At 73.8% G+C, this 25,965-nt stretch carries 21 protein-coding genes; 14 read left to right on the top strand and 7 right to left on the bottom strand.

Features of this window, described 5'->3' with window-relative positions; all coding sequences use genetic code 11:
* The first annotated feature begins 117 nt into the window (after positions 1-117).
* From ACFC1R_RS11175 to ACFC1R_RS11165, 3 genes are read left to right on the top strand one after another with little or no spacing between them, the layout of a single operon-like run.
* A complete protein-coding gene (locus ACFC1R_RS11175) occupies positions 118-1,512 on the top strand; it encodes a ferric reductase-like transmembrane domain-containing protein (RefSeq protein WP_375936229.1) in 1,395 nt (464 codons plus the stop codon).
* A 32-nt stretch (positions 1,513-1,544) separates the two neighbouring features.
* On the top strand, positions 1,545-2,036 hold the full coding sequence (locus tag ACFC1R_RS11170) for an FMN-binding protein (protein ID WP_375936226.1): 492 nt from the start codon (positions 1,545-1,547) through the stop codon (positions 2,034-2,036).
* Between the two features lie 38 nt (positions 2,037-2,074).
* Positions 2,075-2,839, top strand: a complete 765-nt coding sequence (locus ACFC1R_RS11165; protein ID WP_375936412.1) for an FAD:protein FMN transferase — start codon at positions 2,075-2,077, stop codon at positions 2,837-2,839.
* A gap of 105 nt (positions 2,840-2,944) precedes the next feature.
* Here ACFC1R_RS11165 and ACFC1R_RS11160 read toward each other — a convergent pair whose 3' ends face one another.
* Together ACFC1R_RS11160 and malQ are read right to left on the bottom strand one after the other, a co-directional pair.
* Positions 2,945-3,175, bottom strand: a complete 231-nt coding sequence (locus ACFC1R_RS11160) for a hypothetical protein (protein ID WP_375936223.1) — start codon at positions 3,173-3,175, stop codon at positions 2,945-2,947.
* A gap of 24 nt (positions 3,176-3,199) precedes the next feature.
* Positions 3,200-5,353, bottom strand: a complete 2,154-nt coding sequence (malQ, locus tag ACFC1R_RS11155) for a 4-alpha-glucanotransferase (protein ID WP_375936220.1) — start codon at positions 5,351-5,353, stop codon at positions 3,200-3,202.
* Positions 5,354-5,808: 455 nt separating this feature from the next.
* Here malQ and ACFC1R_RS11150 point away from each other — a divergent pair, with 455 nt between their 5' ends.
* Positions 5,809-9,648 (top strand): beta-N-acetylglucosaminidase domain-containing protein, encoded by a 3,840-nt coding sequence (locus ACFC1R_RS11150; RefSeq protein WP_375936217.1) that lies wholly within the window; start codon positions 5,809-5,811, stop codon positions 9,646-9,648.
* A gap of 250 nt (positions 9,649-9,898) precedes the next feature.
* Here the strand turns inward: ACFC1R_RS11150 and ACFC1R_RS11145 are convergent, their stop codons facing one another.
* Positions 9,899-10,534, bottom strand: a complete 636-nt coding sequence (locus ACFC1R_RS11145; protein ID WP_375936214.1) for an HNH endonuclease — start codon at positions 10,532-10,534, stop codon at positions 9,899-9,901.
* A gap of 320 nt (positions 10,535-10,854) precedes the next feature.
* Here ACFC1R_RS11145 and ACFC1R_RS11140 point away from each other — a divergent pair, with 320 nt between their 5' ends.
* The 7 genes from ACFC1R_RS11140 (at position 10,855) to ACFC1R_RS11110 (ending at position 19,122) form a co-directional block, all read left to right on the top strand.
* Positions 10,855-11,976, top strand: a complete 1,122-nt coding sequence (locus ACFC1R_RS11140; RefSeq protein WP_375936211.1) for a mechanosensitive ion channel family protein — start codon at positions 10,855-10,857, stop codon at positions 11,974-11,976.
* 212 nt (positions 11,977-12,188) lie between these two features.
* Entirely contained in the window at positions 12,189-13,394 is a 1,206-nt protein-coding gene (locus ACFC1R_RS11135) for an ROK family transcriptional regulator (RefSeq protein WP_375936208.1), read from the top strand.
* A gap of 93 nt (positions 13,395-13,487) precedes the next feature.
* Positions 13,488-14,837, top strand: coding sequence for an extracellular solute-binding protein (locus ACFC1R_RS11130; protein WP_375936205.1), 1,350 nt, complete (start codon positions 13,488-13,490; stop codon positions 14,835-14,837).
* Position 14,838: 1 nt separating this feature from the next.
* The gene (locus ACFC1R_RS11125) at positions 14,839-15,798 is read left to right on the top strand and encodes a carbohydrate ABC transporter permease (RefSeq protein ID WP_375936202.1); all 960 of its coding nucleotides are present in this window, start codon (positions 14,839-14,841) and stop codon (positions 15,796-15,798) included.
* Position 15,799: 1 nt separating this feature from the next.
* The gene (locus ACFC1R_RS11120) at positions 15,800-16,705 is read left to right on the top strand and encodes a carbohydrate ABC transporter permease (protein WP_375936199.1); all 906 of its coding nucleotides are present in this window, start codon (positions 15,800-15,802) and stop codon (positions 16,703-16,705) included.
* Positions 16,705-17,991, top strand: coding sequence for a 6-phospho-beta-glucosidase (locus ACFC1R_RS11115; RefSeq protein WP_375936195.1), 1,287 nt, complete (start codon positions 16,705-16,707; stop codon positions 17,989-17,991). Before ACFC1R_RS11120 ends, ACFC1R_RS11115 begins: the two co-directional genes overlap by 1 nt.
* 78 nt (positions 17,992-18,069) lie before the next feature.
* On the top strand, positions 18,070-19,122 hold the full coding sequence (locus tag ACFC1R_RS11110) for an N-acetylglucosamine kinase (RefSeq protein WP_375936192.1): 1,053 nt from the start codon (positions 18,070-18,072) through the stop codon (positions 19,120-19,122).
* 148 nt (positions 19,123-19,270) lie between these two features.
* On the opposite strand, the gene ACFC1R_RS11105 is transcribed toward ACFC1R_RS11110, so the two are convergent.
* On the bottom strand, positions 19,271-20,263 hold the full coding sequence (locus tag ACFC1R_RS11105) for a GlxA family transcriptional regulator (protein ID WP_375936189.1): 993 nt from the start codon (positions 20,261-20,263) through the stop codon (positions 19,271-19,273).
* A gap of 71 nt (positions 20,264-20,334) precedes the next feature.
* Between ACFC1R_RS11105 and ACFC1R_RS11100 the strand changes: the two genes are divergently transcribed.
* Positions 20,335-20,937 (top strand): cysteine hydrolase family protein, encoded by a 603-nt coding sequence (locus tag ACFC1R_RS11100; protein ID WP_375936186.1) that lies wholly within the window; start codon positions 20,335-20,337, stop codon positions 20,935-20,937.
* A 66-nt stretch (positions 20,938-21,003) separates the two neighbouring features.
* Here ACFC1R_RS11100 and ACFC1R_RS11095 read toward each other — a convergent pair whose 3' ends face one another.
* From ACFC1R_RS11095 to ACFC1R_RS11085, 3 genes are all read right to left on the bottom strand, one after another.
* Positions 21,004-21,780, bottom strand: a complete 777-nt coding sequence (locus ACFC1R_RS11095; RefSeq protein WP_375936183.1) for a GNAT family N-acetyltransferase — start codon at positions 21,778-21,780, stop codon at positions 21,004-21,006.
* A gap of 41 nt (positions 21,781-21,821) precedes the next feature.
* Positions 21,822-22,361 (bottom strand): hypothetical protein, encoded by a 540-nt coding sequence (locus ACFC1R_RS11090; protein ID WP_375936180.1) that lies wholly within the window; start codon positions 22,359-22,361, stop codon positions 21,822-21,824.
* A gap of 138 nt (positions 22,362-22,499) precedes the next feature.
* Positions 22,500-23,075, bottom strand: a complete 576-nt coding sequence (locus ACFC1R_RS11085; RefSeq protein WP_375936177.1) for a nucleosidase — start codon at positions 23,073-23,075, stop codon at positions 22,500-22,502.
* Positions 23,076-23,576: 501 nt separating this feature from the next.
* Here ACFC1R_RS11085 and ACFC1R_RS11080 point away from each other — a divergent pair.
* Together ACFC1R_RS11080 and ACFC1R_RS11075 are read left to right on the top strand one after the other, a co-directional pair.
* Positions 23,577-24,800: a hypothetical protein gene (locus tag ACFC1R_RS11080; RefSeq protein WP_375936174.1), complete on the top strand. Its 1,224-nt coding sequence runs from the start codon at positions 23,577-23,579 to the stop codon at positions 24,798-24,800.
* A gap of 121 nt (positions 24,801-24,921) precedes the next feature.
* Positions 24,922-25,842 (top strand): glutamate ABC transporter substrate-binding protein, encoded by a 921-nt coding sequence (locus ACFC1R_RS11075; protein ID WP_375936171.1) that lies wholly within the window; start codon positions 24,922-24,924, stop codon positions 25,840-25,842.
* Positions 25,843-25,965 lie beyond the last annotated feature (123 nt).

Genomic DNA, 25,965 nt, shown 5'->3' with positions numbered 1-25,965 from the left:
GCTGAGCTGGCAGAACGTGGATTTCGGGCGGTTCGGCGGCCACCGTTTCAGAGGTAACTGAGAGCTTCCGGTGCCAAGGTTGCTGCCGAAGCAGCCCGGATGGCAAGGAGATCCCCTGTGGCAACGCTCTCCCCCGCCGACCGCAGGCCGCACGACCTGCCCCGGCGCTCCCGGCGCACGCCCGGGCCCCGGTGCTCGGCCTGGCTCCGGCAGCTGCCCGACGAGGCGCTGCCGGCGGCCGTCCTGGCGGCGATCGCGATCGGCGGTCTGGGCGTCCTCGCCCTGTGGTGGCGCGACACCCCGTGGATCAGCGGTGCGTCCGAGTGGCTGACCGAGGCCGGCCGGATCACCGGCCTGCTGGCCGGGTACGCAGCTCCCGTCCTGCTCCTGCTGATGGCCCGCATCCCTCTGCTGGAGCGCGAGTTGGGGGCGGACCGGCTGGCCCGCTGGCACGCCGCGGGTGGCCGCTACCTGGTCGGGCTGGTCTCGGCGCACGTCGTGACGGTCAGCTACGGCTACGCGCTGACGGACGGTCGGGGCCTGATCGGCGAGGAGGTCGAGATCGTCTTCCACTTCCCCGAGATGATCAAGGCCACGCTGGGCACGCTGCTCCTGCTCGGCACCGGCGCCCTCTCCGCCCGCGCCGCACGCCGTCGGCTGCGCCACGAGACCTGGTACTACCTCCACCTGGCCGGCTATCTGGCCGTGGCGCTCGGCTTCGGCCACCAGCTGGCCACCGGAGCGAGCCTCGGTGGCGGCCCGGGGCGTGCCGCCTGGTACGCGCTGTACCTCGGCACGGCGGCCCTGATCGGCTGGTACCGGCTGGCCGTGCCCCACCTGCGGGACCGGCGGCACCGGCTGCGGGTCGCCGAGGTGCGCCCGGAGGGCCCCGGGGTGGTGTCGGTCTTCCTGACCGGCGAGCGGCTGGCGGAGCTGGGGGCCGAGTCCGGGCAGTTCTTCCGGCTCCAGTTCCAGGCGCCCGGCCTGCGCTGGGCCGCCAACCCGTACTCGCTCTCCGCTCCCCCGCAGCACGGTTTCCTGCGCTTCACCGTCAAGAACCTCGGCGACCACAGCGCGGCGGTGGCCGGGCTCCGGCCGGGCACCAGGGTCCGGGCCGAAGGGCCGTACGGTGCGTTCACGGCGCGGCGCCGACGGGGGCGCCGGGTGCTGCTGCTGGGCGTCGGGGTCGGGATCACCCCGCTGCGGGCCCTGTTCGAGACGCTGCCCGGCGAACCCGTCCTGGTCCAGCGTGCACGGCGGAGCGAGGACCTGCTGTTCCGAGCCGAGCTGGCCGCCGTGGCCCGGGCCAGGGGTGCCCGGTACCACGAGCTGCTCGGCAGCCGGGAGCAGGTCGGCGACCTCGGCTCTGCGCTCCGGCGGCTGGTCCCCGACCTGGCCGGGCACGAGGTCTACCTGTGCGGCCCGGACGCTCTCACCGTGGAGGCCGTCCGGTCACTGCGGGCCGCCGGGGTCCGCCGGTCCCGGATCCACCACGAGTCCTTCGCCCTCTGACCGCCCACCGGATTCCCAGTCAGGAGCCCACCGTGCGACGAGCCGTCGTCACCAGTACCGCCACCGTGGCAGGGGTGATCCTGCTGCTCTCGCTCAAGCCCCACGCGGGCACGGCCGCCACCGCCCAGGTGATCAGCACCGGCAGCGGGGCCGGCGCCACGGACTCCGCCGGCCCCGACCCGGGTACCGCCAGCGCCGGCCCGAGTTCCGGCCCGACGTCGAGTGCGGGTGCGGGTTCCAGTGGCTCGCGGACCGTCACCGGCGATGCCGTCGACACCCGCTACGGACCGGTGCAGGTCCGGCTGTCGCTGAGCGGCGGACGGATCAGCCGGATCGACGTCCTGCAGTACCCGTCTAGCAGCGGCCACGACCGGCGGATCAACGCCGACGCCCTGCCCACGCTCAACCAGGAGGCGATCGCCGCCCAGAGCGCGCAGATCGACGCCGTCTCCGGGGCGACGTACACCAGCGACGGCTACACCCGCTCCCTGCAGAGCGCACTCGACAAGGCGGGTGCCCGGTGAACCCGGCGGGCCCGGTGGTCCGGCACGCCGAGCACGTCATGGGCACGGTGTTCTCCTTCGCCGTCCGCGGCACCGGGGCCGGGGCCGAAGCCGGGGTCGCCGAGGCGCTCGGGCCGGTGGTCCGCCGGCTGCACCGGATCGACGAGGTCTTCTCGACCTACCGGCCGCAGAGCGACATCAGCAGGTTCGGCCGCGGTGAGCTCGCGCTCGCCCAGTGCGATCCGGCCGTGGCCGAGGTGCTGGAGCGGTGCCGCGAGGTCGCGGCCGAGACCGGCGGCTGGTTCACCGAACGGCCTGGCGGCCGGCTCGACCCGAGCGGGTGGGTCAAGGGCTGGGCGGTCGAGGAGGCGTCCGAGCAGCTGCGGGCGGCCGGTTTCGACCGGCACACCGTCACCGGCGGCGGTGACGTCCAGACCTGCGGCGGGCCCTGGCGGATCGGCATCGCCGACCCGGTGCGGCCCGGCGCCGTCCTCGGCGTGCTGGCCGGGTACGACCTCGCCGTCGCCACCTCCGGCACGGCCGAGCGCGGTGCGCACATCGTCGATCCGCACACCGGCCGGCCGGCCACCGGCCTGGTCTCGCTCACCCTGGTCGGCCGCGGGCTGGCCCTGACCGACGCCCGGGCCACCGCGGCCTTCGCCATGGGCCCCGACCTGGGCCTCGCCTGGGCGGCCGGGCACCCCGGGGTGGAGGCGCTGGCGGTGCTCCCCGACGGCACCCGGCGCCGTACCCCCGGCTTCGCCTTCGCACCGCCGCAGACCGGTTCGGCCGACCCGACCGGGCTCCCGACCGGCCGCCCCTGAGGGGTGCGCAGCGCCGGGTGCCGGCCCCGCCCGCGGTGCGCACGCCGAAACGCCGCCGGGGTCGGATCCCCCGGCGGCGTTCGCGACGTCGTGGTCCGGCTGCGACTACTTCTTCTTGCCCTTGCCGAGCGAGGGGAGCATGACCAGGCCGGCGATGATCGCGAAGAGCACCACCGGGGCCAGCACGAAAAGGCCGAGGGTCTGGGCCACGCTCAGACCGGAGCCCGGGTTGTCGCCGTCGTCCCGGGTCAGGGCCATGGCGGGCGACGACATCAGCATCATCAGCGTGGCCGCTGCGGTGACCGCACCAGCGCGCAAAGCGTTCCTCTTGTCCACGTTTCCCAAGGTACCGGCCGCTTATCAGCCCTCGCGCGCCGGGGTGCGCCTTCCGAGCGCCGCTGCGAGTGCCGCCACCAGCCGCCCGGTACCGGGTGCCGCGGCCAGCTGGTCGAGGGTGACCGGCCGGCCCGACCGATCGGCCACCGGAAGGCGCCAGTTGGGGTACTGGTCCCAGGTCCCGGGCAGGTTCTGCGGGCGCGGATCGCCGACCGCGTCCGGCAGCCAGAGACCGACCAGTTCGGCCGGGGTGGCGGCCAGGAAGCCGTACAGCGCCTCGGGGGTGAGCACCTCCCCCTCGGCGAGCAGCCCGGCCCTGGCCAGCTCCGCCCGCCATTCGGCCAACTCGTGCACCGCCTCGGCCTGCTCCTCGCCGAGCGGACGGACCAGCAGGCCGAGCCGGTGCCGCAGCTCGACGTGCTCGCCGCTGAGCCGGGCCTCGGTGCTCGGCAGGTCATGGGTGGTGAGGGTGGCCAGGCAGGCGGCGCGCCAGTGCTCGGGGGGCAGGATGGCCCCCTTGTGCCGCCAGTCCCGCTCGAACCAGAGCACCGAGGTGCCGAGGATCCCGCGCGCCGCCAGCTCCTCCCGCACCCCGGGCTCGACCGTGCCCAGATCCTCGCCGATCACCGCGGTACCGGCCCGGTGCGCCTCCAGGGCGAGCACCCCGAGCATCGCCTCCGCGTCGTAGCGGACGTACGCCCCCTGGGTCGGCGGGTGCCCGGCCGGCACCCACCAGAGCCGGAACAGGCCCATCACATGGTCGATCCGCAGCGCCCCCGCGTGCCGGGCGGACGCCCGCAGCAGCTCCGCGTACGGGGCGTAGCCGGTGGCGGCCAGCGCGTCCGGACGCCACGGCGGCAGGCCCCAGTCCTGGCCGTGCGGGCTGAACGCGTCGGGCGGGGCCCCGACCGAGATGCCCTCGGCGAGGACGTCCTGCAGCGCCCAGGCGTCGGCGCCCTCCGGGTGCACCCCGACCGCGAGGTCGTGGATCAGCCCGATCGGCATGCCCGCCCGCTCGGTGGCCCCCTGTGCGGCGCCGAGCTGTTCGTCCACCAGCCAGGCCAGCCAACGGTGGAACTCGACCCGCTCGGCGTGCTCGACCCGCGCGGCGGTGACGTGCGGACTGTCCGGCCGGCGCAGGCCCTTCGGCCAGCCGCGCCAGTCACTGCCGTGGACGTCGGCCAGCGCGCACCAGGTGGCGTACTGCTCCAACCACTCGCCCTCGCGCCGGACGAACGCCCGGAACGCCGCCTCCCGGCCGGCTCCGCGCGGCACCCGGTGCAGGATCTCCAGCGCCTCGCGCTTGAGCGCCCAGACCCCGTCCCGGTCGATCAGCCCGTCGTGCCGCAGCACCTCGTCGCGCAACCGGGCCGCGCGGGCCGGGAGTTCACCGAGATCGGCGTAGGCGAACTCGGGCACCGCCTCGATCCGCAGGTGCACCGGGTCGGCGAAGCGGCGCGAGGACGGCCGGTAGGGCGAAGGGTCGCAGGGCGCCCCGGGACGTCCCGCGTGCAGCGGGTTGATCTGCAGGAATCCCGCGCCGAGCGCGCTGCCGGACCAACTCGCCAGCTCGGCCAGGTCCCCCAGGTCGCCCATCCCCCACGAGCGCTCCGAGAGCACCGAGTACAGCTGCGCCAGGAAGCCCCAGCTCCGGCCCGTCGGCTCGGGCACCCGCTGCGGCGCCACGATCAGCACGGCGCTCTCCTCCCTCCCCCGGCCTTCGGCCGGGGGTGCCCCCTTCGCCAGGCGCACCGTCAGCCGGTGCCGCCCGAGCGGGAGATCGGCCGGCAGCCAGTGCGAACGTGCGGAAGGCAGCGTCCACACCCTGCCGTCCTCCAGCGTGAGACTCAGCTGCGCCCCGGCCGGCACGTCCAGTGCCGTCCGCCGCCCGGACCGCACCACCACGCACGGCGGCAGCAACCGGTCCGCCAGCTGGGCGCGGTGGCGCTCCAGCGACTGCCGCACCGCCTCCGGCGTCCGCGCGTCCACTCCGAGCGCGGCGAGCACCGCCACCAGCGTGTGCGCCGCCACCGTCACCGGCCCGCTGCCGGGGTCGTACGTACTGTCCACCCCGTACGCGTGCGCCAGCGCCGCCAACTCCGGTGGCGGGGGCGGAGCGTCCTCGGCGGGGGCCTGCGAGCTGCCGGCTGCTCCGGCACTGTCGAGATAAGCGGCCACTCTTGCACTCCTGCGGGTCCAGAGGGCGATTCGGACCCCACAGTCCTACCCGCGCCCACCCCACCCGACCCCGTACGACACGACCGGCCCCGGGCACCGGACGGGTGAACTTGGCCGCCCACCGCGTCAAGAACGCCTCGCCGTCCAGCCGCCGGCGAAACCTGCTGCGAGTCCGGCACGGCGGTGCAGCGGTGAACCGGCCACGGCGACCGGGCTGAGCGGTGGTCAGGAACCGTGGCGCACCGACCGCGTCGCGGCCTCCCCGGCGCCCGCGCGGGCTCGTTGGTCGGGAGGGGAATGTAGGGGACATATCATCTATACCCACCGGCCACGTTGACACCGGCCCGGGTAGCTGGTGGGGTGTGCGGCGAGTGGGGTCGAGCGTGCCGGGACCGGCTGGGAGTGTGCGGGCGCCGGGCCGGTGAACTGGGGTTTTCGGGTGCAAGGAGGCTGCTGTGCAGGCGCGGGTTTCGGAATTCGCGGGGCGGCGGCTGAGGCAGCGGATCGAGCACGGCACGGCCCTGCGTGAGGTGTTGCAGCACCCGGCCGCGCTGGCCGCGCGCCGGGCGACGGCGCGTACCGCGCGACAGCTGGCGCCGAAGACGGCGGACCGGCTGATCGCGGACCTCAAGGGGACGGAACCGCTGCTCGCCTCGGTCCGCGCCGAGCGCCGGACCGCCGGCGGCACCGGCCGCCCGGCCGGCCGCCGCCGGGCCGCGCTGCAGCTCGCGGCGACGCTGTCGGCCGCCGCCGTGGTGGGCAGCCTGCTGATCGGCTCCCCCGCCTGTGCCGCCGCCCCGCAGGAGCAGCCGGCGGTCAGCAGCGCCCAGCAGGTGCAACTCGGCACGGTGACCGATCCTCAGGTCTACCCGAGACCGCAGGAGCTGCACGCCGCCGGACGGCCCGTCAGCGTTCCCAGGAACGTGGTCCTGGTCGCCGCCGCCGATGCCGACGGGCCGGCCCTGGACGCCGTCCGGGAGGTGCTCACCTCCGCCGGGGCCGCCGAGATCACCACCATGGCCCCGCAGACCCCGGCCGCCGGTTCGCTGGTGGTGTACGTCGGTGGCCCCACCGAGGGCGCCGGCGGTACGGCCGACCGGGTGCTGCGCGACCTCGCCGCGGCGGCGGGCGCGACCGGCACCGCGGATGCGAACGGAGGGGCCGGCACGGGCACCGCCGTCCCGTCGTTCGTCGGCCTGCCCACCGGCGGCTACCTGCTGACGACCGGCCAGCTGCCGACCGACGGCGGGACGTACGGCGCGGTGGTGCTCGCCGGGGCGGACAAGGTCGGGACGTTCAACGCCGCGCAGAGCCTGCGCCAGCTGCTCGCCCCGGTCCCCGCCGGGCAGGGCCAGGGCGACGGCGCCAAGGGCTTCCCGGCCGTCAGCATCCGGGACTGGCCGAGCGGTGCGCCGGTGCGCGGCATCGCCGAGTCCTTCTACGGCACCCCGTGGACCACCGACCAGCGGCTGAGCCAGCTGGACTTCCTCGGCCGCAGCAAGCAGAACTTCTACCTCTACGCGCCCGGCGGCGACCCGTACCGGCTCTCCCGGTGGCGGGAGGCGTACCCCGAGGCACAGGCCGCCGACCTGCGGCAGCTGGCGGAGCGGGCCCGGCACAACCACGTCACGCTCGGGTACTCCGTCGACCCCGGCCAGTCGTTCTGCTTCAGCTCCGACCGGGACGTGGACGCGCTGGTGGCCAAGCTGGACGGGCTGCGGGAGATCGGCTTCGGCGCCTTCCAGCTGCAGTTCCTGGACGTCAGCTACGACGAGTGGCACTGCACGATCGACCGGAAGAACTTCGGCAAGGGCCCGGCCGCCGCCGCCAAGGCGCAAGCCCAGGTGGTCGCCAAGGTGCAGGACCGGCTGATGGCCAAGCACCCCGGACTGGCCCCGCTGTCGATCGTCCCGACCGAGTACCAGCGGGCCGGCACCAGCCCGTACCGGACGGCGCTGGCGGCCGCGCTGCCGAAGGGCGTCCAGATCGCCTGGAGCGGCGGCGCGGTGATCCCGGCGAAGATCACGGACGCGCAGACCGCCCAGGCCGTGGCCCAGGGGAACGGCCACCCGCTGATGACGTTGGACAGCTACCCGGTCAACGACTCCACGCCGGACCGGCTGTACCTCGGCAGCTACACCGGGCGCGACCCGGGCGTGGCGAGCCGGTCGGCCGCGCTGCTGACCTCCGCGATGAGCCAGCCGGTGGCCTCCCGGATCCCGCTGGCGACCGCGGCCGACTTCGCCTGGAACCCGGCGGGCTACCGTCCGGCCGACTCCTGGCAGGCCGCGCTGCGACCGCTGGTCGGCGACGGTCCGGGCCTGGCGGCGCTCACCGCGCTGGCGGGCAACAGCGAGTCCTCCCCGATGGCCAGGACCGAGTCCGGCTACCTGACACCGCTGCTGGACAAGTTCTGGGCGGCGCTGGAGCCGAGCGCGGGCAGCCCGCCCGACCTGGCGAAGCTGCGCGACGCGGCGGCCCCGGTGCGGGACGCGTTCACCACCATGGCCGGTGCCCAGCGCGCGCTCGCCCTGGAGGCGGTCGGCAGCGAGGCCGCGCCCTGGCTGGCCCAGCTGAGCACCTACGGCCGGGCCGGACAGGCCGCCGTGGACATGCTGCTGGCCCAGCACAGCGGGGACGGTTCGGCCGCCTGGCAGGCCCGGGTGGAGCTGCGGCAGCTGCGCCAGCAGCTGACCCAGGGCGGGGCGACGGTCGGTTCGGGCGTCCTCGATCCGTTCCTGGACCGGGCGCTGCAGTCGGCGGACAACTGGTCGGGCGTGAGCGCGGGCTCGCTGACGCCGACCACCACGCTGGGGACCGCGCACGACCACGGCCCGGCGCTGATGACGGACGGCGCGGCGGACACCTTCTACTGGAGCTCCGCTCCTCCGCAGACCGGTGACTCGGTCGGGGTCGACCTCGGCGCCGGACGGCCGGTGGGCCAGATCACCGTGCTGATGGGCTCCTGGGGCGACGACCCCGACGCCATCAGCGCGGCCGACGACTACCTGCACGACGGGGTCCTGGAGTACTCGACCGGCGAGGGCGGCTGGAAGCAGCTGGCCAAGGTGCACAACCAGAAGAACATCACCGTCACCGCCCCGGCCGGGACGGTCGCCAGGGCGGTCCGGCTGCGGGCCACCACCGGGCAGAAGACGGCGGTGGCGGTGCGCGAGTTCACCGTGGGAGCGCCGGGCGACACCCCGGCGACGGTCAGCGGCGGTCCGACCGCCGTGCCCGGCTCCTCGCCCTCGGACGTCCTGGACGGCAACCCGGACTCCGCCTTCCGCGCGGCGAGCGCGCCGACCGCCTCCGACGCCCCGCTGGTCGTCGAGCTGGGCACGGCCCGGCCGATGGACCGGGTGACGGTGCTGACCGACCCGACGGTGCGGGCCACCGCCACCGTCGAGGTGCGCCGGGCCGGCGGCTGGGTGGCGATCGGCACCGCCCAGCCCGGCTACAACGAGCTGCCGGCCGGCGGTGAGAACGCGGACGCCATCCGGCTGACCTGGGCTCCCGGGGGCGAGCCGCCCGTGGTCAACCAGATCATCCCCTGGTACACGGACGTCCCGGCGGCCCTGCTCAGCCTGACCGACACCGGGCTCGACGTGGTGGCCGGCGCGCCGACGCCCGCGCAGACCCAGGCCGTGGTCGAGTCCGGCCGCCCGGACGGCACCACCGGTGAGCTCAAGACCGAGGTCCCGGCGGCGGCGAAGGGGCTCACGGTCACCCCGGCGGCGGCCGTCAACGTGCCGCGCGGGGGCAAGGTGGGCACCCCGCTGGTGGTGGCTGCGACCAAGGACACCCCGTCGGGGACGTACCAGGTTCCGGTCACCTTCACGGCGGGCGGGGTGACGGTCCGCCAGGTGCTCCAGGTACACGTGGTGCCCGCCACCGCCGGCCCCGACCTGGCGCCCGGCGCGACGGCGAGCTCCTCGGGCGACGAGGCCCCGGGCTTCCCCGCCTCCGCGGTCAACGACGGCGACCCGAAGAGCCGGTGGTCCTCGCCCGCGAAGGACGACGCCTGGGTGCAGCTGGCACTGCCGCAGGCCGTCCGGCTGGGGTCGGCGGTGCTGCACTGGCAGGACGCGTACGCCTCCGCCTACAAGCTGCAGACCTCGCCGGACGGCGTCACCTGGACCACCGTCGCCTCGGTGGACAGCGGCAGGGGCGGGACCGAGACGATCCGGTTCGACGCCCCGGGGACCAAGTACCTGCGCATGCAGGGCGTCTCACGGGCGACCAAGTACGGGTACTCGCTCTACGGCATCGAGGCGTACGCGGCGGCGCCCTGAGGGGTCGTCCCGGGGGAACCACCGGGAGCGCGCGGCACCGGGCGCGCCGGAGGGCACCGGGCCGCACGGGCCTTCGGAGGAGGCGCCGCACCGCACCGCCGGGGCGCTCGGGGTGCAGCCCGGCCGACGGCCGCACCCGACCGCGGTCACCCTCCGCCCCGCAGACGGCGGGCCGCCGGCGCTCCCACTGGGGGGTGCGCCGGCGGCCCATGAGGCGTACCGGATGTCTCGGCGGGCAAGCCCTTGTCGGTCAGGCGGAGAGCGGTTCCGGTTCGGGACGCTCGCCGCGGTGGACGGGGTGGACGGGGTGGGAGCGGCCCAGCGGCGCCGGGAGCGCTCCGGTCGACTCGGTATGGTCGTGGTGCTCGTACTCGCGGAACTGCTCGACCCCGCCGTACGGCTCCAGGTAGGGCCGCCAGCTCGGATCCTTGATCCCGGTGCCGATGACGCGCCAGGCCAGGCCACTGGGCGGGGCCGGGGGACGCTTCATCCGCCAGCCGAGTTCGGTCAGGTGGCGGTCGGCCTTGGTGTGGTTGCAGCGGCGGCAGGCCGCCACTACGTTGTCCCAGCGGTGCTGACCGCCCCGGCTGCGCGGGATGACGTGGTCGACGCTGGTGGCGGCGGCGCCGCAGTAGACGCAGCGCCCGTGGTCACGGGCGAACAGTGCGCGGCGGGTGAGGGGGACGGGGCCCCGGAACGGGACCCGGACGAACCGGGTCAGTCGGACGACGGACGGCGCCGGTACGACGCTGGTGGCGCTGTGCAGAGTGACTCCCGAGTCCTCCAGGCTGACCGCCTTGTGGTTGAGGACCAGGATGAGTGCCCGGCGCATGGAGACCACGCCGAGCGGCTCGTAGGACGCGTTGAGGACCAGGACATGCGGCACGGATGCCTCCTTGGACGCCTGCGGCGCGTGGCTCGCGCCGGGACGAGCGGGTGATCGCGCCGTTTTCTGCCACGCGATCTCCACCAGTGTCGCCTTACGCCGTGGTAGGGCGCCACCACTCCTGTGTAACGGGTCCGATGTGGGTTCCGTCATAGCGGGTATGCCCGCGACCCGGCCAGGTGCACCGCGGGGCGGCTGGTCGCGGCTGCACCTGCGGCCCCGGGGGCTCCGGGGGTTCCTGATGGGGCGTCCGCCCGGGTGTCGCCCGGCCGCTACGCTGGACCGATCCACCGACCCCTGTTTGGAAAGAGGCTCCGCACGTGTTCCGGTCCGGTGTCACCGGCCTTCTCGCCGACGCGTCCCCCGCGGCCACCCCCACTGCCCCTGCCACCACCGACCCGCTGCCCAAGCTCGACCTCAGGCTGCCGACCAGCGCGAACGAGGTCTCGACCACCACCCGGCAGGCCGCCAGCTGGCTGGACGCCAACTGGCAGAACTGGGTCGAGGGCGCGCTGCGGATCGTCTTCATCGTGCTGCTGTCGCTGGTGCTGCGGGCCATGGTCCGCAAGCTGATCACGCAGTTGATTACGCGGATGATCCGGCACGGGGAGCACGAGGCGGACTTCGGCCGGTTCGGCGGACTGCTGGCCAACAGCGGGGTGGTGAACACCGAGCGCCGGCAGCAGCGGGCCGAGGCGATCGGCTCGGTGCTGCGCAGCGTGGCCTCGTTCAGCATCCTGGGCACGGCCGCGCTGATGGTGCTGTCCGCCCTGGGGGTGAATCTGGCGCCGCTGCTGGCCAGTGCCGGTGTCGCCGGTGTCGCGATCGGTTTCGGCGCCCGGAACCTGGTGACGGACTTCCTGTCCGGGGTCTTCATGATCATGGAGGACCAGTACGGCGTCGGGGACGAGATCGACACCGGGGTGGCCACCGGCACCGTGCTGGAGGTCGGGCTGCGGGTCACCAAGCTGCGCGGGAGCAACGGTGAGATCTGGTACATCCGCAACGGCGAGGTGAAGCGGATCGCCAACATGAGCCAGGGCTGGGGCACCGCCTCGGTGGACGTCCAGATCGCCTACCGGGAGGACCTGGAGCGGGTCGCGGAGCTGATCTCGGAGACCGCCGAGCAGTTGGGCAAGGAGACCCCGTACGACGAGCTGATCTGGGGCCGGGCCAAGGTGCTGGGCGTGGAGTCGGTGGCCGCCGACTCGGTGGTGCTGCGGGTCGAGGCCAGGACGTCGCCGGGCGAGTCCGCGAAGGTCGGCCGGGCGCTGCGGCAGCGGCTGAAGATCGCCTTCGACGAGGCCGGGGTGAAGCTGAAGGAGGAGCCGGTGCCCGTGGTGGCCGTGCCCGCGGTGGAATCGGCCGCACCCTCGGCGCTGGCCGACCCGAGTTCGGCGCGCTCGCTGGCCGCCAAGCCGATACCGCTGCCGCTCGACTGAGCCCCCGTGCGGCGACCGAGCCCCGTTCACCCTGGTGGTGGACGGGGCTCGGTGCGTCTTCGGCACCGCTTCGGCATTTACCGCCCGCGCGGTCATTGACACCCTCCGGCGGCGGGACCTACGGTCCTCTCAGCGATTGGAAACTTTCCTAACAGTTATCGTTCCCGCACCCCGCACGGCACCGGGCGCCGAGGGCAGAGGAGGATCGGGCCGTGAACGACAAGATCCCCACCGCTTCGGCCAGGCAGACCCCGCTGGCCGGCACCCCGAGCCTGCTCCGTGCGATCAACGACCGGGCCGCGCTGGAACTGCTGCTGGCCCACGGGCCGCTCTCCCGCACCCAGATCGGCACCATGACCGGGCTCTCCAAGCCCACCGCCTCCCAGCTGCTGGCCCGCCTCGAATCGGCCGACCTGGTGCAGCCGATGGGCACCACGGCCGGCGGTCCCGGGCCGAACGCGCAGCTGTACCGGGTCAACCCGGCCGCCGCGTACGTCGCCGGGCTGGACGTGGACACCGTCCGGGTGCGGATCGCGGTCGCCGACATCACCGGCGCCGTCCTCGCCGAGCACACCGTGGCCACCAGGGGTCGGCCCGCCGCCGAGGCCGTGCAGCGGACGGTCGCGGCGGTCGCGGAGACGGTCCGGCTGGCCGGGCTCCCGGCGGGCAGCCTGCGCGAGGTGGTGATCGGCGTGCCCGGCGCACTCGACCCGGTCACCGGCAGGCTCCGGTACGCCTCGCACCTGCCCGGCTGGCACTCCCCCCGGCTGCTGGCCGAACTGACGGAGGCACTCGGCACCACGGTGAGCATCGAGAACGACGTCAACCTGGCCGCCGTCGCCGAGCAGACCTCGGGCGCAGCGCAGGGCTGCGACGACTTCGTCCTGCTCTGGGCCGCCGAGGGCGTCGGTGCCGCGATCGTGCTCGCCGGGCGGCTGCACCGGGGCTTCACCGGGGGCGCGGGCGAGGTCGGCTACATGACGGTCCCCGGCGCCCCGGTGGTCCACGACGTGCACCGGAAGAACTCCGGCGGGTTCCAGGAACTGGCCGGTGAGGAGGCGGTGCTCGCCCTGGCGGCCGAGCACGGGCTGGCCGCGCCGACCTCCGAGCAGGCCATCGAACTCGCCCTGCGGACGCCCGGCGGAGGCGACGCGTTCCTGCGGACCCTGGCCGAACGGCTGGCCGTCGGACTGTCCGTGATCGTCTCCGTGGTCGACCCGGAGCTGCTGGTGCTCTCCGGCCGCACCCCGACCGCGGGCGGCGAGCGGCTGCGCGCCCTGGTCCAGGAGGCACTGGCCCGGATCTCCATCCCCCGCCCGCAGGTGCGCTGCAGTACCGTGCCCGACTCCCCCGTCGTGCACGGCGCCCTGCAGCGCGCCCTGGCCGCCGCCCGGGAAGCGGCCTTCACGACGCACTGACCCGCTGTTCGCTCCCCCGCACCACCACCCATCCCCCGCGCCCGGGCCGAAGGGCGATGCCGCCTGCCCCCGCACCCCCAGGAGGACCGACCGATGCACTCCCCGCGCCGTTCCCGCCGCACGGCCGCCGCCGTCACCGGCAGCGCCGTCCTCGCGCTCCTCGCCACCGCCTGCACCGGCACCGACTCGGCCGGCGGTGCGGATGATTCGGCCTCCGGCAAGGACGTGACCATCACCTTCTGGCACGGCTGGAGCCAGGAGAACGAGACCCGGGCGATCCAGGCGAACATCGACACCTTCGAGAAGCTGCACCCCAACATCCATGTGAAGGTGGTCGGCAACATCGCCGACGACAAGAGCGAGCAGGCGCTCCGGGCCGGCGGGCCCGACGCCCCCGACGTGGTGTCCTCCTTCACCACCGACAACGTCGGCAAGTTCTGCTCGGCGAAGGTCTGGGCGGACCTGAACCCGCTGCTGAAGAAGGACGGCATAGACCCGGCCAGGACCTTCCCCGCCGCGATGCTCAAGTACAGCGGGTTCGAGGGCAGTCAGTGCTCGCTGCCGCTGCTCGGCGACGCCTACGGGCTCTACTACAACAAGACGGCGTTCGCCGCCGCCGGGATCACCGCGCCGCCGAAGACCTTCAGCGAGTTCGAGGCGGACGCGGTCAGGCTGACCGTCGCCGACGGGGACGGCTACAAGCAGCTCGGCTTCATGCCGACCTACCACGGCTACGAGTCCGTCCCCTCGCACTACCTGGGCCAGTACGGCGCGTCCTACTTCGGCGACGACGGGAAGTCGGACATCGCCACCGACCCCAGGGTCGCCGCGATGTTCACCTGGCAGAAGAACCTGATCGGCAAGCTCGGCGGCTTCGACCGGCTGGAGAAGTACCGCAGCGGCTTCGGCGACGAGTACAGCGCCAAGAACCCGTTCGAGACCGGGCAGGTGGCGATGTCCATCGACGGGGAGTGGCGGACCGCCTCGATCGCCGAGGACAAGGTCTCCTTCGACTGGGCCACCGCTCCGTTCCCGGTGCCGGACGACCAGGCCGACACCTACGGTCGCGGCTACCAGACCGGCACCATCATCGGGATCGCCCGGACCAGCCGGAAGCAGGCCGCTTCCTGGGAGCTGGTCAAGTACCTGACCACCGACACCGACGCCGTGGTCGATCTCGCCAACGCGATCCACAACGTGCCCAGTACCGTCGCGGCGCTCGACTCGCCCAGGCTGGACGCCGATGCCAACTTCAGGACCTTCATCGACATCGCCAGGAACCCGCACTCCGGCACCACCCCGGCCAGCGTCAACGGCGGCGCGTACCAGATCTCGATCCAGAACCTGGGCTACGCGTACGAGTCCGGCAGGCAGCCCGATCTGGCGGCCGGGCTCGCGGCCACCGCCAAGGAGATCGACGCCGCCATCGACCAGGCGAAGTGAGATGGCAGCCGGCAGCACGGCCGTCCCCGCGGCCCTGAAGCGCAAGCACCGCCGGGAGACCGCCCGGACCCTGGCCTTCCTCTCCCCCTGGCTGATCGGCTTCGGCGTCTTCTTCGCCTACCCGCTGATCTCCACCGTCTACTTCTCCTTCATGCAGTACGACGGCTTCACCGCCCCGACCTTCAACGGCCTGAAGAACTGGGACTACGTCTTCAACCACTACCCCTTCTTCTGGCAGGGGCTGCGCAACACCCTCTGGCTGGTGGTCGTGATGGTCGCCCTGCGGGTCGCCTTCGGCCTCGGCATCGGCCTGCTGATCACCAAGCTGAAGACCGGCGCCGGCTTCTTCCGGACCGCCTTCTACCTCCCGTACCTGGCACCGCCGGTGGCCGCCACGATGGCCTTCGCCTTCCTGCTCAACCCCGGCACCGGGCCGGTCGACCACCTGCTCGGCGACCTCGGCCTGCCGCAGCCCGGCTGGTTCACCGACCCGTCCTGGTCCAAGCCGGCCCTCACCATGCTGGCGATGTGGGGCATCGGCGACCTGATGGTGATCTTCATGGCGGCACTGCTGGACGTGCCCCGGGAGCAGTACGAGGCCGCCGAACTGGACGGCGCGGGCCCCTGGCAGAAGTTCCGCTACGTGACCTTCCCGAACATCGCGCCGATCGTGATGTTCGCGGTGGTCACCGGGGTGATCCAGACCATGCAGTACTACACCCAGGCGATCGTCGCCGGGAAGGTCGCCAGCGGGGTGATCGGCGGCTCGGGCCAGCAGTTCGAGCCCGGTTACCCGCACGGCTCCACCTGGACGCTGCCGCAGATGGTCTACAACCTCGGCTTCCAGCGTTTCGACACCGGCTCGGCCTGCGTGGCCGCGCTGGTCCTGTTCGCCATCTCGATGGCCGTCACCTCGCTGCTGCTGCGGCGCCGGAGCGGCTTCGTGTCGAGCGAGGACTGAGATGACCGTGACCACCGTGACCCGGCCCACGAAGGCCGCGGGCTCCACCACCACCACCACCGCTGCCGCCGGTGCGGCCCGCCGCAGGGCCGTCCTGCACTGGGTGGCCGTCCACTCCGTGGCCGTCGCGGCAGCCCTGTTCTTCCTGCTGCCGTTCGCCTTCGTCTTCCTCACCTCGGTGATGTCGGACCGCCAGGCGCTCACCGGCGACCTGTGGCCGCACCAGTGGCAGTGGGGCAACTACCTGAAGGTCTGGCAGACCCCCGGCTTCCTCGGCTGGTGGCGCAACACGCTCCTCTACGCCGGTCTCGGCACCCTGCTGACCATCGTCTCCAGTCTCCCGGTGGCCTACGCGCTGGCCAAGTTCCGCTTCCGGGGCCGGAACCTGGCCCTGATGGCGGTGATCTCGATGATGATGCTGCCGCCGCAGGTCACCGTCATCCCGATGTACCTGTTCTGGGCCAAACAGCTCCACCTCACCGGCTCGCTCTGGCCGTTGATCATCCCGATGGCCTTCGGCGACGCCTTCTCCGTCTTCCTGCTGCGGCAGTTCCTGCTGACCATCCCGAAGGAGTACGTGGAGGCCGCCAGGATCGACGGTTGCGGTGAACTCCGCACCCTGCTGCGGGTGGTCCTGCCGATGGCCAGGCCGGCCGTCGCGGCGGTCGCGCTGTTCCAGTTCTTCTACTGCTGGAACGACTACTTCGGCCCGCAGATCTACGCCAGCGAGAACCCGGGTGCCTGGACGCTCAGTTACGGGCTGGAGTCCTTCAAGGGCGCCCACCACACCGACTGGAACCTCACCATGGCCGCCACGCTGCTCGTGACGGCACCGGTGATCGTGCTGTTCTTCTTCGCTCAGAAAGCCTTCGTCGAAGGCGTGACACTGACAGGGGTCAAGGGCTGATGTCTCTCAAACTGGCCATCGTGGGTGGCGGTTCGACCTACACGCCGGAGCTCGTCGACGGCTTCGCCCGGCTCCGCGACACCCTGCCGGTCGCCGAACTGGTGCTGATCGACCCCGCCGCCGAACGGCTGGAGCTGATCGGCGGCCTGGCCCGCCGGATCTTCGCCCGGCAGGGGCACCGCGCGACGGTGACCACGACCACCGACGTGACGGCCGGAGTCGCCGGGGCGGACGCCGTCCTGCTGCAGCTGCGGGTCGGCGGGCAGGCCGCCCGCAACGAGGACGAGACCTGGCCGCTGGAGTGCGGCTGCGTCGGCCAGGAGACCACCGGCGCGGGCGGCCTGGCGAAGGCGCTGCGGACCGTGCCCGTGGTCCTGGACATCGCCGAACGGGTCCGCCGCACCAACCCGGACGCCTGGATCGTCGACTTCACCAACCCGGTCGGCATCGTCACCCGCGCCCTGCAGAACGCCGGGCACAAGGCCGTCGGACTCTGCAACGTCGCCATCGGCTTCCAGCGCAAGTTCGCCGCCCACCTCGGTGTCGCGCCCGAGCTGATCCGGCTCGACCACGTCGGCCTCAACCACCTCACCTGGGAGCGCGGCGTCACCCTGCTGGACGCCCCGGGCGCGACCGCCGGCCGCGAGGTGCTGCCCGAACTCCTGGACGGCTTCGGCGAGTCCATCGCCGACGACCTGCGGCTGCCGCTCCCGGTGATCCGCCGCCTCGGCGTGGTGCCCTCGTACTACCTGCGCTACTTCTACCAGCACGACGCGGTGGTCGAGGAGCTCCGGGTCAAGGGCTCACGGGCGGCCGAAGTCGCCGAGATCGAACGGCAGTTGCTCCGGATGTACGCCGACCCGGCGCTGGACAGCAAGCCCGAGCTGCTCGGCAGGCGCGGCGGCGCGTTCTACTCCGAGGCCGCCGTCCAGCTGATCGGTGCCCTGCTCGGCACCGGCGGCGGCACCGACGTCCAGGTGATCAACACCCGCAACGACGGCGTCCTGCCCTTCCTCCCCGACGACGCGGTGATCGAGGTCCCCGCCGAGGTGGACGCCCAGGGCGTGCGACCGCTGCCGCAGCGCCCCGTCGAGCCGCTGTACGCGGGGCTGATCGCCGCCGTCACCGCGTACGAGCGGCTCGCCCTGGAAGCCGCCCTCAAGGGCGGCCGCCACCGGGTGTTCGACGCCCTGCTGGCCCACCCGCTGGTCGGCCAGCTGGACCTCGCCGACCGGCTGACCGACCGGCTGCTGGCCCACAACCGCACCCACCTGAGCTGGGCCTGAGCCGGCCCCTGCCGACACCGACTCCCCCCGGCCGGACCGGGCCGGGGGGCCTACCAGCGAGGACTGATGGACCGACCGATGGACCAGCAGCAGACTGCGCAACTCCACGGCGTGCTCGCCATCGACGCCGGGAACAGCAAGACCGACGTCGCCCTGGTCGGCGCCGACGGCACGGTACTCGGAACGGCGCGGGGCGGCGGCTTCCAGCCGCAACTGGACGGTGCCGGGCAGGCCGTCGCCAAGCTGGCCCCGCTGGTCGCGGCGGCGGCCGCCGAGGCGGGCCTCGGAATCGCCGACGGACTCCTCACCACCAGAGTCAGCGCCTGCCTGGCCAACGCCGACCTGCCCGTCGAGGAGCAGCAGCTCCAGGCCGCGCTCGCCGCCCAGCCGTGGGGGCTGAGCAGCGTCGTCGCCAACGACACCTTCGGGCTGCTGCGGGCCGGCACCGACGGGCCGCGCGGCGTGGCGGTGGTCTGCGGCGCCGGCATCAACTGCGTCGGACTGCTGCCCGACGGCCGCACCGCGCGCTTCCCGGCCCTCGGCCGGCTCACCGGCGACTGGGGCGGGGGCGGCGGGCTGGCCGCCGAGTCGATGTGGCACGCCGCCCGCGCCGAGGACGGACGCGGGCCCGCCACCGCGCTGGCCCCCGCCATCGCCGCCCACTTCGGGCTGCCCAGCGCGACCGCGGTCGCGGAGGCGGTCCACCTCGGGCAGCTGGAACGGATCCGGCTGCACGAGCTCTCCCGGGTGCTGTTCGAGGTCGCGGAGACGGGGGACGCCATCGCGCTCGGCCTGATCGACCGCCAGGCGGCCGAGATCGCCGGGCTCGCGGTGGTCGCCCTCACCCGGCTGGAGCTGCTCGACGAGGCGACGCCGGTGGTGCTCGGCGGCGGGGTACTGGCCGCCCGGCAGCCACTGCTGATCGACAACCTGGCAGGCAGGCTGGCCGCCGCCGCCCCGCTGGCCGAACCCCGCGTCGTGGTCGCCCCGCCCGTCCTCGGCGCCGCCCTGCTCGGCCTCGACCAGCTCGCCGCGGCCGGCCTCGGCGGCGGACCGGCTGCCGAACGCCGCCTCCGCGCCGGCTACGCCGCCAGGCCGCCGATCACCGCAGGCGCCGCCGGCCTCGCCTGAGCGCCGCCTCCGGGCGGTCGGAGCGCCGGACGGGTCCGGAGCGGCGCGGAGGTCCGCCGGTTGCCCGGAGATCGGCTGTCCGGAGATCGGCTGTCCGGGGATCGGGTGTCCGAGGCCGGTCACCCGGAGCGGCCGAGGGGCCGGGTGCTCAACCGGCGTCCCGGCCCCGGAAAGCACGGCGGTAGTCGCGGGGCGCGACACCGGTGCGGCGGACGAAGGCGGGGCGGAGCGAAACAGCCGAGCCGAAGCCGCAGCGGGTGGCGATCTCGTCCACCGGCAGGTCGGTCTCCTCCAGCAGGCGCTGGGCGGCCAGGACCCGCTGCTCCAGCAGCCAGCGCAGCGGCGGGGTCCCGGTCGCGGCGGTGAAGTGCCGGGCGAAGGAGCGCTCGGACATGGTCGCCAGCTTCGCCAACCGCTCGACCGTCCACGGCACTTCGAGCGCACCGAGGACCGTGGCACGGACCGCCCCCAACGGGTCGTCCGCCAGAGCGGCCCCGGGCACGGGCGAAGGGATGAACTGCGCCTGCCCGCCGGCCCGGAACGGCGCGGTGACCATCGAGCGGGCGATCGTCGCCGCCGCCTGCTGTCCGTGGGCCGAGCGGACCAGGTGCAGGCAGAGGTCGATCCCGGCGGCGACCCCGGCGGAGGTCCAGATCTCGCCGTCGCCGGTGAACAGCACGTCGGGATCCACCTCCACGGCGGGGTGGCGGCGGGCCAGTTCGGGGGCCAGCGCCCAGTGGGTGGTGGCGCGCCGGCCGTCCAGCAGACCGGCCTCGGCGAGGACGAAGGCCCCGGCGCAGAGCGAGGCGATCGGCACGCCGCGCGCGTGCACGGCGCGCAGCGCGTCCAGGATCTCGGGGGCCCGCGCGGCCGCCGGTTCCTCGACTCCGGGCACCAGCACCAGATCGCACCCGGCGAGCGCGGCGAGCCCGTGGTCGGGCAGCCGTTCCAGACCACCGCCGAGCCGGACCCGTGCGCCCTCCGGCCCGCAGACCCGCAGGTCGAAGGCGGGCACGCCGGTCCGGTCCGCCCAGACCTCGCCGATCACGGCGTAGTCGAAGGCCCGGACGCCGTCGAAGAGCAGACACCCCACCGTCCGCATGGCGGGAACACCTGCAACGGGACCGGCAGCAGTACTCATGGCGGAAATCTATCGATCACCGGCAGTCCCGCCACTCACCGCGGTTCCGGGCCCGGCCACAGGATGGGGCCATGACGAACACCGCAGCCTTCGACGCACCGCTCCACCTCGCCGACGACGCAGTCCTGATCGTGATCGACGTCCAGCAGGGCTTCGAGCGGTACGACCACTTCGGGCCCCGGGACAACCCCGGAGCCGAGCAGCGGATCGCCGAGCTGCTGGACCTCTGGCAGGCCACCGGCCGCCCCGTCGTGGTGGCGCAGCACCAGTCGGCGTCCGGCCCGCTGGAGCCCGGTACCCCCGGCTACGAACTCAAGCCCTTCGTGGCCCGCGCCAAGGCCGACCTCCACATCACCAAGACCGTCAACAGCACCTTCTACGGCACCCCCGACCTGCACGCCTGGCTCCAGGAGCGGGGCGCCACCCAGCTGGTGACGGTCGGCATCATGACCAACGTCTGCAACGAGACCACCGCCCGGATGGGCGGCAACCTCGGCTACGACGTGGTCTTCCCGATCGACGCGATGCACACCTTCGACATGGCGGGCCCGGACGGCGAGACGATCCCCGCCGCCGAACTCGCCCGTGCCACCGCCGCGGTGCTGCACAGCATGCGGTTCGCGAAGGTGGTCACCACCGATGCCGTCCTGGCGGCGGGCGGGGCGCGCGGGTAGCCCGGCCGGGTCGGCGCGGCGGCCGCCCCGACCCGGCCGGGCTACGGCTGGTCGACGGACCGGGCCCTACGGCCGGTGGAGGTACGGCGTGGTGGTGCTCAGGGCCGCGAAGCCGAGCCGCCGGAGGATCGGGCTGCTCTGGTCGGAGGCGTCGACCTGGAGGTAGCGGTAGCCGCGCTCGGCGGCGATGCGGGCCCGATGGGCCACCATGGCCCGGTAGATGCCCCGGCCGCGCCACTCGGCGAGAGTCCCCCCGCCCCAGAGGCCGGCGAACTCGGTGCCGGGGTTGAACTCCAGCCGGGCGGCGCACACCGGCTGCTCACCGGCCATCGCCAGGACCACGGAGAGCGACTGCGGATCCCTGGTCAGCTGGTCGAGCATCCGCTGCCGCAGCCGGGAGCCGTCCGTGCCGAAGACCTGCTCGTGAACGGCCGTCACCAGGTCGAGGCCGGCCGGGTCGGTCACCGGTACCAGGCGGACGCCGTCCGGCAGCCGGACCTCGACGGGCAGGTCCTCGACCCGGGCCACCAGCAGCGTCTCCGGGGGCTCGGGGACGAAGCCGGCCGCCCGGAGCCGGTCCCCCAGGTCGGTGGGACGGTCGTGGGAGTAGAGCTTCCACTCGAACTCCAGGCCCAGCGAGGTGAAGTGCCGCACCTGCGCCGCGATCGCCGCGTCGGCGGTGTCCTCGTCCAGGTCCGACCAGAGCACACCGTTCCACTCGTGCTGCGCGCCGACCTGCCGCACCACGCCGCCCACCCGCTCGACGACGGCCCCGGGGCTGTCGGCCGGCGCGTCCTGCCTGATCTGCTGGTCGAAGACCGCCAGCATCGCTTCACTGTCCATTGGCCGTACTCCAGCACCGGACGACGGTCACGGCAAGCGGATTACCTCGGAGCCCAGAGGAACCGGTACGCCGTGCCCTCCTCGGCGTTGAGCAGGACGTACTCGCGCCCCCTGCCGGTCGCGACCTCGTGCAGCCTGGTCAGCAGTTCGGTCCGGTCGAGCACCGGCAGGCCGAGCGCCGCCGCGGTGGCGGCCTGGTCGGCGTAGAAGTCGGGGTGGTACTCCAGCAGGTCCTCCAGTGCCTCGTCGTCGTCCCGGGCGAGGGTCTGCTCCAGGCTCCCGTACAGGCAGTCGCGCCAGTGCGGGGCGCCGATCAGCAGCCGGAGCAGCTCGGGCAGGCCGACGGCGAGCAGCGCGGCGCCGCCCTCGGAGTCGGCGTAGAGGACCGGGCGTTCGTCACCGCCCTCGCCGCAGAAGAAGTACGTGCCGCCCGCACCGTCCTTGGCCAGCCCGTGCAGCGCCTCGCCGGAGGCCAGCCGGACCTCCTCGACGTGGTCCCGCCAGGTGGTGTCGAACTCGCCGGGCGAGCAGAGGAAGTCGGCGACGTCGTCGTTGTCCCGGATCAGCGCGAGAAGTCCCATGGCCCGCACCCTAGGCGCTGCCCGCTCCCCCGCGGCGCGGCGGGGCGGGGCTCACGAGCAGCCCGCCGCGGACGTGCGGACCCGGTCGCACAACCGCCCCCGCCCCGGGGGGCCTGCCGGGTGCCCGGCCGCGGCGGGTCAGAGGAGCTCGGCGCGCACCCACTCGGCGAGGATCTTGGCGCAGCTGTCCACCGACTCGCGCCAGGTACGGGCGGCGCCCTCGTCGGCCTCGTCGCTGACGTGCTTGATCAGTCGGATCGGGACGCCCGCCCGCTGGGCGACGGTGGCGAGCGCGTAACCCTCCATGTCGACCAGGTCGGCGCGCTCTGCCAGGCGGTCCCGGGCCTCGGGGTCGGAGACGAAGAGGTCACCGGTGGCCAGGGTCGGCCCGGCGGTCTCGCTGACGGTGATCGGTGCGCCGTAGACGCGGCCGCTGAGCGCCTCGAGGAGCGGGGTGTCAATGTCGTGCTGGATCACCTGCGCCACCTGGTGGGTACCGGACCAGCCCGGACGGAGTGCACCGGCGGTGCCCAGGTTGACGATCCCGGCCGGGAGGTCGCCCCGGGCCAGCACGGTGGCCAGCGAGGCGGCCGCGTTGACCTTCCCCATGCCGGTGAGCAGTACGGGAAGGCTGTCGTCGAGGTAGACGGCCTCCTCCTGGACGGCGACGACGAGCAGCGGGCGGTCAGGGGTGATCGTTCCGAGCAGACGCATGCGGTCCATGGTAGGTGCCGCCACCGGACGCCGACAGACACCGGGCAGGCCCCGGACGCCCCGTCACCGGTGGATCCGGGCCGGAGCCGGGGAGCCGGAGAGTCGGCGGGCAGGGGTCCACCGAAGCTCAAGAGCCGCGCAACTCGCGTGTGGCCACCCGAAGCTGCGGCCATACTGCTTGGCAACGGGCGGGCTCCGGTGGACGGTGCGGCCCATGGGGGGAGAGTGGGGCAGGTGGCAACACCGGCACAGACGGGGGAAGTCGCACCGAGACCGACACCGGCACCGACACCGGCACCGGCACCGGCACCGGCACCGGCACCAGGATCAGAAGCACCGGCACCGAAGTCACCACCGCCGGCTCCGGGACCAGGTCCGGGCCCGGCTCCCGGACCGGCTCCGGCGCCGCCGACCGCCCGGCGTGCCCTGGCACTGCTGCGGCGGACGACGGACACCGCGCCCGGCCGACTGCGGACGGCCGCCGTCCTGCTGACCGTCCTGGTGCTGGCCTTCGGCACGCTGACGGCCTGGCAGGCGACCGGCCGGGCCCGCGCGGCGGACCAGGTGGTCTCGCACAGCCAGCCACTCAGCCAGAACGCCGCCGAGATCTACCGCTCGCTCGCCGACGCCGACGCCACCGCCGCCTCCGCGTTCCTGCTCGCGGGCGACGCCCCGCAGGCCGTCCGCGACCGCTACCGCACCGACCTCGACACCGCCGCCCGGCTGCTCACCGAGGCCGCCGCCAGGACCGGCTCCTCCTCCGACGCCCAGCAGTGGGTCGCCACCCTCAACCGGCAACTCCCGCAGTACGCGGGCCTGGTGGAGACCGCGGGGGCGGACAACCGGCAGGGCCTGCCGCTCGGCGGCGCGTATCTGCGGTACGCCTCCAAGCAGATGCAGGAGTCCATGCTGCCCGCCGCGGAACGCCTCGCGGCGGTGGAGGCCGCGCGGTTGGACGGCGACTACGCGGACGCCGGCGCCTTCCCGTGGGCGGCACTCGTACTGGGCGTGCTGGCGCTGGCGGCACTGGTCCTGTGCCAAGTGCTGTTGCTGCGCCGGACCAACCGGGTGTTCAACCCCGGTCTGCTCGGCGCCACCGCCGCCGTACTGGCCGCGGTGCTCTGGCTCGCGACGGGCAGCCTGTCCGCCCGGTCCGACCTGACGGACAGCCGGGAGCACGGCGCGGTCCCGTTGCGGACGCTCAACCAGGCCAGGATCGAGGCACTCCAGTCGCACACCGCGGAGAACCTGGACCTGGTCGCCCGGGGCGCCTCCGACACCTACACCACGCGCTGGGCCGCGCTGACCGGTGCGCTGGCCGGTCCGCCCGCCGCGGACGGCGGCAGCCGGACCGGCGGCACCCTCGCCCTGGCCCGCACGGGCGCGCCCGGCGGGGCCGACGCGGCGCTGGCCCGGGCACAGGACTTCTTCACCGCCTGGGACGGCCACCACCGGGCGGCCGCCAGGAGCAACGAACAGGGCGACTACGACGCCGCGCTGCGCACCACGGTCGGGACCTCCGACGACTCCGCGGAGAGCGTCTTCACCGCACTCGACCAGCAGCTCGCGCGGGCCGCGACGGCCGAGCAGACGGCGTTCACGCGGTCGGCGAAGGGCACCGACGGGGTGCTGGACGCCGTGGCGGCGGGCGCCGCGGTGCTGGCCGTCCTGGCGGCGGTCGGTGTGATCAGGGGCCTGGGCCGCCGACTGGCCGAGTACCGGTGAGGGGGAACCGACGATGCGTACGGCAACGAAGGCACGGCAGGTGACGGGACGTACCGCAACGGCACTCATCCCGACGGGACGTACCGCAACGGGACGTGCAAGGCCGGCGCGGGCGGCGCGGATGACGGGCGTCGCCGTGCTCGCGGCCTGGCTGATCGGCGCGGGCACCTCGGGTGCGGCCGGTCCGGCCACGGCCGCGCAGACCCTGGCCGGGGCGGCCGCGCCGCAGGCGGCGCAGTCGGCGCAGGACCTGGCGGGCGGCTGCGAGGACCGTACGGCGGCGCCGAGTCCGAACGAGAACGGGCCCAAGGTCCGACAGATCAAGCAGCGCGGCACGCTGATCGTCGGGGTGGACCAGAACAGCTACCACTGGGGTTACCGGAACCCGCAGACCGGCCGGATCGAGGGCTTCGACATCGACCTCGCCAGGGCGGTGGCCAAAGAGATCCTCGGCGACCCTGACAGGGTGACCTTCAAGACCGTCCCGACGGCGAAGCGTATCGAAGCCGTCAGGACGGGCCAGGTCGATCTGATCGCCCGTACCATGACGATCACCTGCGACCGGTGGCAGGACGTGGCCTTCTCGGCCCCGTACTTCGCCTCCGGCCAACGGCTGGTGGTGCCCAGGGCCGCGAAGGTCACCAGCCTTGAGCAGGGGCTCGAGGGCAAGCGCGCCTGCGTGGCCGACCAGTCGTCCTCGCAGGCACTGCTCAGGCAGAACCCCCACGGGACCGCTGACGTCAAGGTGGTGGAGAACCAACTCGACTGCCTGGTGCTGATGCAGCTCGGCCAGGTGGACGCCACGCTGACCGACACGGCGCTGGCGGCCGCCCAGGCCGCACAGGACCCGACGGTCGAACAGGCCGGCGAGCAGATCGCGTTCGCCCACATGGGCATCGCGATGAAGAAGGAGGACACCGACCTGGTGGCGCGGGTGAACCAGGTGCTGGTGGACTACCGGGCGAACGGCGGCTGGCGGGCCAGCTACGACCACTGGCTGGCCGCGAGCATGGGTGCCGACCCGGCGGACTACCTCAGGTGACCGGTCCGCGATAGTGGCAGGCGCCGGGCCGCAGCAGGCCGGGAGCAGTGACAGGACCGGACCCGTGCCGGGACCGGGACACGAACGTAGGAACAGAGGAAGGACGGAGCGTTGGCAGGATCT

Source organism: Kitasatospora sp. NPDC056138 (genome assembly GCF_042264695.1).
Taxonomy (GTDB): Bacteria; Actinomycetota; Actinomycetes; order Streptomycetales; family Streptomycetaceae; genus Kitasatospora.
Note: the sequence above shows the minus strand (reverse complement) of the source record. Positions and strands in the feature narration are given on the sequence as shown.

Bases quoted from the DNA above. Each gene is read 5' to 3' on its own strand.
- ACFC1R_RS11120 (WP_375936199.1), top strand. From the start codon at position 15,800: ATGACCGTGACCACCGTGACCCGGCCCACGAAGGCCGCGGGCTCCACC.
- ACFC1R_RS11090 (WP_375936180.1), bottom strand. From the start codon at position 22,361: ATGGGACTTCTCGCGCTGATCCGGGACAACGACGACGTCGCCGACTTC.
- ACFC1R_RS11110 (WP_375936192.1), top strand. From the start codon at position 18,070: ATGGACCAGCAGCAGACTGCGCAACTCCACGGCGTGCTCGCCATCGAC.
- ACFC1R_RS11130 (WP_375936205.1), top strand. From the start codon at position 13,488: ATGCACTCCCCGCGCCGTTCCCGCCGCACGGCCGCCGCCGTCACCGGC.
- ACFC1R_RS11165 (WP_375936412.1), top strand. From the start codon at position 2,075: ATGGGCACGGTGTTCTCCTTCGCCGTCCGCGGCACCGGGGCCGGGGCC.
- ACFC1R_RS11105 (WP_375936189.1), bottom strand. From the start codon at position 20,263: ATGAGTACTGCTGCCGGTCCCGTTGCAGGTGTTCCCGCCATGCGGACG.
- ACFC1R_RS11095 (WP_375936183.1), bottom strand. From the start codon at position 21,780: ATGGACAGTGAAGCGATGCTGGCGGTCTTCGACCAGCAGATCAGGCAG.
- ACFC1R_RS11100 (WP_375936186.1), top strand. From the start codon at position 20,335: ATGACGAACACCGCAGCCTTCGACGCACCGCTCCACCTCGCCGACGAC.
- ACFC1R_RS11075 (WP_375936171.1), top strand. From the start codon at position 24,922: ATGACGGGCGTCGCCGTGCTCGCGGCCTGGCTGATCGGCGCGGGCACC.
- ACFC1R_RS11125 (WP_375936202.1), top strand. From the start codon at position 14,839: ATGGCAGCCGGCAGCACGGCCGTCCCCGCGGCCCTGAAGCGCAAGCAC.
- ACFC1R_RS11115 (WP_375936195.1), top strand. From the start codon at position 16,705: ATGTCTCTCAAACTGGCCATCGTGGGTGGCGGTTCGACCTACACGCCG.
- ACFC1R_RS11085 (WP_375936177.1), bottom strand. From the start codon at position 23,075: ATGCGTCTGCTCGGAACGATCACCCCTGACCGCCCGCTGCTCGTCGTC.